We start from the raw sequence: 11,513 nt of genomic DNA, 5'->3' as shown, positions 1-11,513 counted from the left end.
TATGATTATAAGATATCTTGTATTACTTTCAAGTTAAGTGCTAAACCTATAGCTAAAAGAACTCCAATACCAATTTTTAATTTTAATTCCTGAACGATCTTTTCAGGGCAGCATTTACGTTCTACTTTGTTTTTGAGGCAATCCCGAATGATTTTTTCTAGTTCATCCGTGGTTTCAGGAGATTCCTCGCACTCCTCCATGCGAGCCTTAAATTCTTCAATGGTCTTAGAGCCGTCTAAAACGGACTGTACCATTTTTTCTACACACTTATTGTGTTCCTGATTGCTAGAAGCCATTGCTAAAAAGGTTTAGTATCATCTCAATTCTTTATATCCCATGGACTTTGCATAAGAACGCAATTTCTCCTTCAATAAGTTCCGGGCTCTGTGCAATCTTGAACGAACGGTACCTATAGGGATGTCTAGAATCTTAGCCATTTCCTCATAAGTGAAGCCTTCGATGTCACATAGTATGATGACGGTTCTGAAGTCTACAGGAAGGCTGTTTAGAGCAGTGGCTACTTCATCTCCAATAAGGTCCTGGACGGCCTCAATGCGCAGATCTGTAGTACTTTCCACCTCCGCATCCTCATTGGAATTATAAACGGTTTCTACCTCTTGATAATCAATTTTTGAAGGCTCTTTGCTCTTCTTTCGGTAGTCGTTTATGAAGCTGTTTTTAAGGATTCTAAATAACCAAGCTTTGGCATTTGTGCCTTGTTGGAACGAGTTGATAAAACGAAATGCCTTCATGTAGGTGTCCTGCAACAAGTCATTCGCATCGTCTTCATCATTCGTTAAACGATAGGCAAAGTTGTACATGGAGTCTATCTGTGGCATAAACTCTTGATTGAATATCCGATGCTTTTCTTCATCGGTATATTTGGGTTTACTTACTTCTATTTCTTCTTCCTCCATGTAATTTGATGGTTTGTGCAAAAATACTTGAATATTTGATGTCTTTCATGCAAAACAGGAGAAAATTGAGCCGAAGTGGAATTTTTTGGGCCTGAACTGCCTATGCGCCACTTGAAAAATATGGGTAAGGTGGTTTACATAGGAATAGCTATCTTTGTATCAAGTTTAGATTTTTGATAGGTGAAAGATTATTTAGCTGGATTGAATGAGCCTCAAAGGGAGGCCGTAACACATATTGATGGCCCTTTAATGATTATAGCCGGAGCAGGATCCGGTAAAACCAGGGTTTTAACTTATAGAATTGCCTATCTAATCGAAAAAGGGGTAGATCCTTTTAATATTTTGGCACTGACCTTTACGAACAAGGCTGCAGAAGAAATGAGGCATCGTATAGAAAAGGTCATAGGTCCGGAAGCTAAGAACTTGTGGATGGGTACCTTTCACTCGGTTTTTTCTAAGATCCTAAGATTTGACGGGCATAAGTTGGGTTACACATCAAACTTTACCATCTACGATACGGACGATAGTAAATCCTTACTGCGTTCCATCATCAAAGAAATGGGTTTAGACGATAAAGCTTATAAGCCCAATTACGTTTTGAACCGTATCTCCGCTGCTAAGAACAATCTGATCTCTTGGCAAATGTATAATGAAAATCCTAGTTTTGCGGCAGAGGATATTGCTGCACAAATGCCGGAGTTGGGACGGATTTACAAGACTTATGCCTTACGTTGTTTTTCTGCAAATGCCATGGATTTTGATGATCTCCTATTTAATACGAATGTATTGTTTAGAGATCATTTGGACGTATTAAATAAGTATCAGCATAAATTCAGACACGTAATGGTGGATGAGTTTCAGGATACGAACATTTCCCAATATTTGATAACCAGAAAACTTGCTGCCGTAAGCCAAAACATCTGCGTGGTAGGGGATGATGCTCAAAGTATTTATGCCTTCCGTGGTGCTAACATTCAAAATATCCTAAACTTTAAGAAGGATTATCCGGATCTAAAGGTGGTAAAATTGGAGCAAAACTATCGTTCTACAAAGAACATAGTGAATGCTGCAAACTCAGTAATCGCTAAGAACAAGGCCCAATTAGAAAAGAATATATTTTCTGATAACGAAGAAGGAGAGAAGATAGAAGTTATCCGCGCAATGTCTGATAACGAAGAAGGCAGATTGATTGCTCATGAGATCTTCGAGGGGAGATTAAGAGGACTAAAGAATTCAGATTTTGCCATTCTATACAGAACCAATGCTCAATCCAGGGCATTTGAAGAGGCCTTAAGAAAGATAGATATTCCATACAGGATCATTGGAGGTCTTTCTTTCTACCAAAGAAAGGAGATCAAAGATATCCTGGCTTATTTAAGGTTTACCGTTAATCAGCAGGACGAAGAAGCGTTTAAACGTATTATTAACACTCCCAAAAGAGGGATAGGGGATACGTCCGTAGCTAAGATCATAGTTTTAGCTTCTGAACACCAGACCTCCATTTGGAACATCGTTAGTAATATACAATTCTATATGGAAGGGCGTACCGCCAATGCCGTGGCAGGATTTGCAGATCTTATCAAGAGCTATACGGTGATGATGGAGGAAGGTAAAGACGCCCATACCTTAGCTATGCACGTAGCGAAAACCAGTGGACTTCTTCATGAATTATACATGGATAAGACCGTGGAAGGTGTAGCCAGACACGAAAACGTGCAAGAGTTGTTGAACTCCATTCGCAGTTTTGTAGATAATGATGAAAATGAAGATAAGTCATTAAGCTCCTTCTTACAAACTGTTTCTCTTTTGACCACGGCTGATGAAGACGATGATGGAGATGCTGAAAAGGTAACTCTGATGACCATACACGGAGCAAAAGGTCTTGAATTTAAGCATGTGTTTGTGGTGGGATTGGAAGAGAATCTTTTCCCTTCTCAAATGATGCTGAAAAGCCGGGATGATTTAGAAGAAGAAAGGAGACTTTTCTACGTTGCCATAACCAGAGCTGAGAAACAGTTGACCCTGAGTTATGCTCAGCAACGGTATACTTGGGGTAAATTAACGTACTGTGAGCCTAGTAGATTTTTAGAGGAAATAGATAGCAGGTATTTGAGGTTTGGCGACAAAGGTATACCTCAAACCTTTGAGCCCTCCTTTGCTCCGAAGAAACAGGCTACGCGACCGGTGGTGATAGGTGAGCCGGTGAAGCGTGCCTCAGCTAACGCCCTGAAGCCCGTCCAGCCACCTGTTCAGGCACATGTGCCATCCGCGGATTTTGAACCTTCAGATACCTCAAAGTTGAAGGTTGGGGATAAAGTAGAACACCAAAAATTTGGATTTGGTGAGGTGAAAAAATTGGAAGCATTCTCCGGTAGTACAAAAGCACATATCTTATTTGAAAGGGAAGGAGAAAAAACCTTACTTTTGAGTTTTGCTAAACTTAGAATCTTATGAGAGGATTTTTTATTCTAATCTTGCTTTTATCTGTTCAGGCATCTGCGCAGAATCTTAGGATTTCGTCTTATAATATCCGTATGAATAGGGCGAATGACGGGGTGAATAATTGGAATCTGAGAAAGGATAAGGTAAATGAACTTATTCGATATCATGATTTTGACATAGTAGGAGTGCAAGAGGCTTTTAAGGATCAGTTGGATGACATGCTGAGAATGAAAGAATACGCCTATACGGGTTCAGGAAGAGAGGACGGGAAATCTGCGGGAGAACATTCGGCTATACTTTATAAGACCTCTAGGTTCAAACTGTTAAAGTCCGGAGATTTTTGGTATAGTGAAACGCCTGATGTACCGGGGAAAGGCTGGGATGCCAGATGTTGCAACAGAATTTGTTCCTGGGCTAGGTTCAAGGATCTAGTTACTAAAAAGGAGTTTTATGTTTTTAACTCTCATTTTGATCACGAAGGGGTAGAAGCCAGAAGGAATTCAGGTAAACTCTTGGTAGCTAAGATGAAAGAGATAGCGGGAAAGTTACCTGTTATAGCCATGGGAGACTTGAATTCAACTCCTGATACAGAACAAGTAGTGTATATTTCTCAGCACTATAATGATACATTCAATGCTAGCGAGATGCCTCCTTATGGACCTATAGGTACGTTTAATGCCTTCAAATATGATGCTGCGTTGAAAGATAGGATTGATTATATCTTTGTTTCAGAACATTTTAAAGTCAAGAAGTACGCTACTCTGACGGATAGCTACCAACAAAAATTCCCTTCTGACCACCTTCCTGTAGTGGTGGATCTTGAAATCAAAAAATGACATGCCGAAACTCTATCGTAACCTGATACTGGCCTCAGTATGCTATTTGCTTTTACCCAATCTACTGTTCTTCTTTTACTGGTTTAGGTTTCCTATAGGACCGATATTGGTTTTGGCCTTGGGCTTTTTCACTTACCGACAGAAATATGAGCTTTCTGGGACTTCCGCAGGCTTAGGTCAGAAGGAATGGTTAAGCTTAATTCTTATAGGAATCTTATGGACATTACTGGCAGGGATTGGAAACTATGTGGCTCAGGCCATAGATTTTCAGGGTCACAATGCTAAGTTTTTCAACTTGGTGGAGGCGCCTTGGCCCTTGTTATATGAATATAATAACAAAGAGGTTATCTATTATTTCTCCTTCTATTTAGTTCCTGCCTTTGTAATGAAAAGTTTAGGGGGGTACCAGAACTGGGTGATCCTAGTTTGGGGAAGCATAGGTTATGTTTTGGTTTTAACCTGGGCCTACCTTTTATTGAGTCGCTCCTGGAAAAAAGTGGCCTTGTTCCTGTTGATGGGAGAATCAGGGGTGTTCTTTAATTCTCAAGTATTTCATAAATTAGGTTCGTTTCCACAGCATGAATGGCCCGTTTTTATGGGTAGTTTGTTTGAGCAAAGTGCTTGGGTCCCTAATCAGTTTCTCCCTACTGCTTTAGTATTAAGTATTTTTATTTATCTATTTAGAAACGGACTGCCTTTGAAATGGGTGGTATTCCCATTTGTATTAAGTCTTACATGGGGAGTTTTTCCTGCTATTGGAATGGCTTTAGTCATATTAGGGGGAATATGGTCTAGTGATCGTTTGAAAGAATTTCCAGGTATTGTCCTGTACGCTCTTCCTTATTTGATGCTGGTAATACCCATTGCCTTATTTTATCAGAGTTCAAATGGGGGAGGAGTAAGTGAGTTTTTGCTCCTGAGTAAGGGCAGGGCTACCCGGATTCCGGTGTGGGCAGGCCAGATTTTTCCTCAAGTGATTGTATTTGGGCTGTTCATTTATTGGGTAGTGAAGGATGAGGTTAACAAAAGATGGGCGTGGATGGCATTAAGTGCCATGTTTATCCTGTCTATGTTTAGAGTTGGGGTTTATAATGACTTATACTCTAGGAATGCTATCGTTTTCTTCCTCATTATCTTATGGTGCATTGTTCAAGAGTGGAAAAGTCTGAAAGGGAAATATTTGTTGATCATACTATTATGTGTTGATCTTTTCTTCTCCTTGTTTATAGTAGGAGAGAAGTTGACGCAGAACGAGCTGATTCAATTAGAACCTAAGAAGGAGATCTTCAAGCATGATGACAATGCTACCATTTATGAGTATTTTAAAAAATACGCTCATCATCAGGAATTGATTCAATACTCCAGCAAGGAAGATAGTTTTTATCAGCGTTATCTGGCGAATCACTGATAGATGGCGAAATATTCAGCTCTTGCGGGGTCAAGAATTTCGGTGTGAAATATCTTGATGGGGGTAAGTCCAATTCCTGAGGTATCTCTTTGTAAATTATAAATCAGTAAGGCATTAGGATGCTGGGTTTTTAAGGAATCAAATTGTTTTCGAATCACCTGTGGAGTGGTTTCCTGGTTAAACCAGTCGGAATCCTTATCCCAAACTGCATACGGCTGGGTTATTTTCTTTGAATAGGTGTAAATCTCTTTGCCCTGAAGGAATCCTATACCTTCAACTATAAAATCTTCATAGCCCGTTAAAAAGGCATCCGGGTGATTCTCGGTTAAATATTCATGCACGGCCAAAGTGTGAGATTCTGGAAGTATTATGCCACGGATATATGTTTTAAGGCCTACAAAAGATTCTATGATTAAAATAAAGGTGAAATAGTAGCTGGTATACTTGTTTTTACGAGAGATAGCCAAAATGAATAACATCATAATCAGCATAATTCCCGTATGTCTATTGGCATATACAAGGTAGTGTGTTAATATGAACAAGATGGCTATTCCAATAAAAAAGAATATAGGTACCATAGCCAAATTTCTATTATTCTTATAGGTTTCCCAAATAAAAAGCAGGTAGGTGATTGCTGGTAGAATATACCAGAACACAGAGGGGTATGCAGAGCGCCAGGTCACATAAGTAGTCACATCACCAGCCAGCACCCATCCCTGGAAATATTCTCTGAGGAGAATAAGCAGGATTTTTACATCAATGGAAGATTCTAGGCCGGAGTCATTCGGAGGAATAACGGTAATGGCACAAAAGACAAGAGATGCAGTAAATATCAAGTAATACGGCCAATATCTCCATCTGTTTTCGGTGCTAAAAAGGAAGTAGATGCCCAGGCAGATAGAAAAGATGGTAGCGTAAATATTAAATTGCGCGGCCACAGAAAGTAGCAGACTATATATAGGGATATTTCTAAGTCCTTTTTGCTCTCTAGAAATCAGATACAGAAAGATGACTATTGGTACAATATAGTTCCTCAAATAGAAGAGGTATTCGTGGCCCAGTAAAAGACCGAACAATAAGAAAACCTTTTGAATGAATGGAATTTCTATTTTAAATACGATGAGGTAGCCGGCTAATATACCCAAAGCAGTATGGAATATATAGACTCCGTTAATTCCTATACCCAATTTGAAAATAGCAAACAGAATAATGTACCATCCTATAGGATGTCCTTCATAGCGGATATTTTTCCACAGTTCAATGGGGTTTTCACTGAATGCAGCAATGGCCATGGAATGAGTTTCATCTCTCCAAAGGTCATGAAAAATGGAGCCTATGATGGCGTATGTAACAAAAAGGGCAAATAAAATCTTTTGGTTCATTCTATAGTTATTCAGTATAGATGTCCCTTAGGATCATCTTTCCTGCAATGGGTTTATAGTGCGATATCTCGTAGTAGTTTCGGATATCATCAGTTATATAATTCTTACCAGTAAAGTTATATACATTATTCTTACCAAAATAAATATTTAGTATTTGTATATCAATGGGATGGTAGTCTCTTTGGTCAAAAGTTGGCCCTAAGACGATTTTATAGTGGGTCCCATGTTTTTTGAATAGAGAGTCTATTTTTCTAAGGTCAGGCAAATGGTGTTTCATGATTTGTCTGTCCATCATAGGTGGGTTTTGTTTTCTCCCGTAGAATTCAGGGTCCTGGTAATAAGTTAATGAGTCGGCTTTTATTTTTTCTATGTTTTCAGGGAATAGAAAGTTATTTTCAGGTGTGGTATAGTAGTACTTGAATTTGAAAAACTCATCCATATATGCCGGACGATAGTTATTGAATATCTTCAAATCTAGGTATGATATGAAATATTTCTTTTTGAAGTAAGCCTTAAAGAAGCGGGTATGATAAGATAGGGCGCTCTCATCCGTCCATCTGTAATCTTTGTGGTGTACTATGGATTCAGACTCATCATATTGTTCGCTGAAGGTATCAGGATCTATGATGATCAAGGCGTTTTTGATGGAGGAGCCGTTTTTATCTATAAACTCTAACTTACCCCTTATTCCAGAAATATTATCATTAAATGCGTCAAAATGGAAAGGTTTTCCCCCTTTTAAATAGGGCGCCCAGTCTTGTGTTTGGAAAGCACTCGATCTAGAACTTCCAAAGATGAAAGAATCAAAGCCCTCTCTGTCTTTGTAGTTGAGGTAAGTTTGAGTACTTAGGCGGTTTCTATTAAAAGTCTTGAGGTAGTTGCTTCCATAATGTTGATAATTCTTCAACACATGGAAGGGGTCAAATATAAAGTAACTCAAGGCTAACAGAATGAATGGTAAGCCAAATAGTAATACTTTAGGTATGAATTGCAGAAACTTCCTGTCCATGGATTAGAATTGAAAATAAATGAATTGAACGGCTCCGAAATAACCAAATGTTAGGATGGCGAAAGTGAAGAAATAATAAATGCCCCATCTTTGCCATTTAGGTAGTGTATCCACCCAGGCACCTACATTGGTTTGTTCTTGTTTTCTGTCTACTAAATAGAGGATAGAAAATCCTATAGCCAGAGTGACCAGGTTATTTGGTGTTATGATTTGTATAATCTCATTCAAAGAATGCGTACTTTTAGAGAATAGGTGAGTTGCAAAATATTTAGCATCCTGAAAGGTAGCAGCTCTAAAGAATATCCAAGCAAAGACAGCTAATGCTACGGTAATCCAGTTTTCCAAGATCCCACCTAGTTTTCCGAGAGGTTGGAAGATTTTTTGTTGGATATCTTTAGTGAAATGTCCCACGATCTGGTAGATGCCGTGTAGAGCTCCCCATATCACGAAGTTCCAACTGGCCCCGTGCCATAGTCCGCTTACCATAAAGACAATGAAGATATTAAGGTAATAACGGGGAATGGCAACTCTACTTCCGCCGAGTGGAATATACAAGTAATCTCTGAACCAAGTGGATAGAGAGATGTGCCATCTTTTCCAGAATTCGGCTATACTTTTGGAGAAATAGGGCCGTTTAAAATTGGTCATCAACTTAAAGCCCATCACTCGGGCAGAACCAATGGCGATGTCAGAATAGCCGGAAAAATCACAATAGATTTGTACACTATAAAAAAGGATGGCCACGATTAAGGGTAAACCTTGATACTGGTGGACATTATTAAAAACGGTGTCTGAATAAGTAGCAAAGTTATCTGCCACTACCATTTTTTTGAAGAATCCCCATAGCATGAGCCGTAGCCCGGAAACTACTCTGGCTTGGTCAAACTCAAACTTTTCGTAGAATTGGTGTAAGATATTTTGTGGTCTTTCAATGGGCCCAGCAACTAATTGCGGATAAAACATCACATATAGTGCATATATACCAAAGTTCCTTTCTACTTTTTGGTGACCTCTGTACACTTCAATGGTGTAACTCATGGCCTGGAAGGTATGGAAGGAGAGGCCTATAGGTAAGATAAAATGCCAAAGAGGCTGGTAGGTTGTACCATTGATCCTAAAGGTGACACTGTTTAGGTTGTCTATTAAGAAGTAGTAGTACTTGAAGAGTGCCAAAACTCCAATATTGGCTATTAAGCTTATGGCCAAAGCCCATTTTCGCTGTTTTCCCTGAGATTTATCAATCCAAATGGCAGCGAAATAGTCCACTACTATAGTAAAGAACAAGATGAGTATATACTCCCATTTAAAGAAGGCATAGAATACACAACTAGATATCAAGAGTAGTAGCCAGCGGTATTTGTGTGGAATTGTAAAATATAAAAATGTTACAATAGGAAAGAATAGGAAGAATTCAAAAGAGCTGAATACCATATTTACTCAGGAATAGTCCGTTTAAGCCTGCAAAATACGGATAGAATTTTGATTATGGAAAATATTGCGTTCGGTTAGGGAAGGGAAAAAAAGTTGGAAGGATGGGAAATAGGTGCTTTATGGGCTATTGAGCCCATAATTTTTCGTAGATTTGCCTTATTAAAATATGATTAAAGTGAATAAGAAAGCTATATTGGTTATCCTGGACGGTTGGGGGTTGCCTCAGCCGGGTGAAGAATGGCGTTCAGCTATAGAGAAGGCAAACGTTCCTTATTTTAAACATTTGATGAGTACTTATTCCCACAGCACTTTAGAGGCTAGTGGTAGGGCTGTAGGTTTACCACCTGGTCAGATGGGTAATTCTGAGGTAGGGCATACGAATTTAGGAGCCGGACGTGTGGTTTTTCAGGAGCTGGAGAAGATCAATGTAGCAGTAGAGGAAGGAAAATTAGCTAAGGAACCTGTAGTATTGGGAGCCATTGACTATGCACTCAAAGAAGGGAAAGCTGTACACTTGATGGGTTTATGTTCAGATGGTGGTGTGCATGCACATTTGTATCATTTGAAAGGTCTAGTTGATATTTTCCATAATGCGGGAGTTGCAAATACGTTTATACATGCTTTTATGGATGGTAGGGATACAGACCCTAGATCCGGAAAAGGATACATAGAAGATCTTCAGAAACATTTGGTAGGTAAGAATGCCAAGATTGCCTCTTTAGTGGGTAGATATTATGCCATGGACAGAGATAAACGTTGGGATAGAGTGCGTTTGGCTTATGATGCCATGGTGAAAGGTGAAGGAGAGGCTTATGTGAAATCTGATGAAATACTTTCCACTTTGGAGGCGTCTTATGCTGCAGATGTTACGGATGAGTTTTTGAAGCCTATTGTGGTGGTGGATGAGGAAGGTGAGCCCACTGCCAAGATTCAGGATGGGGATGTGGTATTGTGCTTCAATTTTAGGACAGACAGGGGAAGAGAGATTACGGAGGTTTTAACACAGCAAGACTTCCCGGAGTATAATATGAAGACTTTGTCTCTGTATTATATTACCATGACCCAGTACGATGAGGCTTTCAAGGGGGTGAAAGTGATATATGAAAAGGATAATTTGACCAATACTTTAGGAGAGGTTTTGGAAAAGGCGGGTAAAACGCAGATAAGGACAGCCGAAACAGAGAAATATCCTCATGTGACGTTCTTCTTTTCCGGTGGTAGAGAGGAGCCTTTTGAAGGTGAAATTCGTTTGCTATCTCCATCTCCAAAAGAAGTGGCTACCTATGATTTGAAGCCTGAGATGGCTGCTGAGAACATTGCTGAGAATTTGATTCCTTATCTTAGAAAGGGAGAGGTGGATTTTGTATGTCTGAACTTTGCAAATCCTGACATGGTGGGTCATACAGGAGATTTTAATGCTGTGGTTAAAGCCGTTGAAACGGTAGACCGTTGTTTAAAAGAGGTGGTGGAAACGGGACTTGAGAACGGATATACCTCCTTAGTGATAGCTGACCACGGTAATGCAGATTATATGATCAATGATGATGGAAGTCCGAACACGGCACACTCTACTAACCTTGTACCGTTTATTGTGGTAGATCCGGAATACAGTGCTCAGCCTAAAAATGGCAAATTAGGTGATATTGCTCCTACTATATTAAGCATACTAGGTGTAGATATACCTGCGGAGATGACGGGCTCTGTTTTATTATAATCATTCTAAATTACGCTTAAAACAGGCATTTTATGCCTGTTTTTTTATTTGTATAAATATCTAAATAAAAAAAAGTTGTCATAGCACTTAATTTTTTAGCGAAGTCCACACAATCTTGAATAAAAACAGGAAAATTTCCTTAAATGGATTTGAAAATATTAAAAAAATACAAATTTGCTTGTAAAATATTTTGCAAAGGAAATTGAGTTAACGGTCGAATGATCCCCAATAGTACTCTCTGATGATAACGAAGTTAGTGTGGAAGGAAGGTTCAGGTGGTGATTAGTAATTAATTGATAAATAATAAGTTACATTTGTATATATTGGATTTGAAAGTTAAAAAACTAGTATTCAAGTATATAGACAAATGTCTA

The 11,513-nt window shown here is 39.0% G+C and carries 9 protein-coding genes; 4 read left to right on the top strand and 5 right to left on the bottom strand.

Annotated features, from left to right (window positions below; genetic code table 11):
• Window positions 1–5 precede the first annotated feature (5 nt).
• Together LBYS_RS08365 and LBYS_RS08360 are read right to left on the bottom strand one after the other, a co-directional pair.
• Window positions 6–296: a hypothetical protein gene (locus LBYS_RS08365; RefSeq protein WP_013408435.1), complete on the bottom strand. Its 291-nt coding sequence runs from the start codon at window positions 294–296 to the stop codon at window positions 6–8.
• Between the two features lie 18 nt (window positions 297–314).
• Window positions 315–917 (bottom strand): sigma-70 family RNA polymerase sigma factor, encoded by a 603-nt coding sequence (locus LBYS_RS08360; RefSeq protein WP_013408434.1) that lies wholly within the window; start codon window positions 915–917, stop codon window positions 315–317.
• Between the two features lie 180 nt (window positions 918–1,097).
• Here LBYS_RS08360 and LBYS_RS08355 point away from each other — a divergent pair, with 180 nt between their 5' ends.
• The 3 genes from LBYS_RS08355 to LBYS_RS08345 are packed head-to-tail and all read left to right on the top strand — an operon-like array spanning window position 1,098 to window position 5,603.
• On the top strand, window positions 1,098–3,371 hold the full coding sequence (locus LBYS_RS08355; RefSeq protein WP_013408433.1) for an ATP-dependent helicase: 2,274 nt from the start codon (window positions 1,098–1,100) through the stop codon (window positions 3,369–3,371).
• Window positions 3,368–4,195, top strand: coding sequence for an endonuclease/exonuclease/phosphatase family protein (locus LBYS_RS08350; RefSeq protein WP_013408432.1), 828 nt, complete (start codon window positions 3,368–3,370; stop codon window positions 4,193–4,195). Before LBYS_RS08355 ends, LBYS_RS08350 begins: the two co-directional genes overlap by 4 nt.
• Window position 4,196: 1 nt before the next feature.
• A complete protein-coding gene (locus tag LBYS_RS08345; RefSeq protein ID WP_013408431.1) occupies window positions 4,197–5,603 on the top strand; it encodes a hypothetical protein in 1,407 nt (468 codons plus the stop codon).
• On the opposite strand, the gene LBYS_RS08340 is transcribed toward LBYS_RS08345, so the two are convergent.
• From LBYS_RS08340 to LBYS_RS08330, 3 genes are read right to left on the bottom strand one after another with little or no spacing between them, the layout of a single operon-like run.
• Window positions 5,597–6,985, bottom strand: a complete 1,389-nt coding sequence (locus LBYS_RS08340; protein WP_013408430.1) for a hypothetical protein — start codon at window positions 6,983–6,985, stop codon at window positions 5,597–5,599. The two genes, LBYS_RS08345 and LBYS_RS08340, sit on opposite strands and share 7 nt — an antisense overlap.
• A gap of 7 nt (window positions 6,986–6,992) precedes the next feature.
• Window positions 6,993–7,994 (bottom strand): hypothetical protein, encoded by a 1,002-nt coding sequence (locus tag LBYS_RS08335; RefSeq protein WP_013408429.1) that lies wholly within the window; start codon window positions 7,992–7,994, stop codon window positions 6,993–6,995.
• A 3-nt stretch (window positions 7,995–7,997) separates the two neighbouring features.
• Window positions 7,998–9,425 carry an MBOAT family O-acyltransferase gene (locus tag LBYS_RS08330; RefSeq protein ID WP_013408428.1) on the bottom strand — a complete coding sequence of 476 codons (1,428 nt, stop codon included), beginning with the start codon at window positions 9,423–9,425 and terminating at the stop codon, window positions 7,998–8,000.
• A 166-nt stretch (window positions 9,426–9,591) separates the two neighbouring features.
• On the opposite strand from LBYS_RS08330, the gene gpmI reads away from it, so the two are divergent.
• Window positions 9,592–11,139 carry a 2,3-bisphosphoglycerate-independent phosphoglycerate mutase gene (gene gpmI / locus LBYS_RS08325; RefSeq protein ID WP_013408427.1) on the top strand — a complete coding sequence of 516 codons (1,548 nt, stop codon included), beginning with the start codon at window positions 9,592–9,594 and terminating at the stop codon, window positions 11,137–11,139.
• The last annotated feature ends 374 nt before the right edge of the window (window positions 11,140–11,513 follow it).

The organism is Leadbetterella byssophila DSM 17132 (assembly GCF_000166395.1).
GTDB lineage: Bacteria > Bacteroidota > Bacteroidia > Cytophagales > Spirosomataceae > Leadbetterella > Leadbetterella byssophila.
Note: the sequence above shows the minus strand (reverse complement) of the source record. Positions and strands in the feature narration are given on the sequence as shown.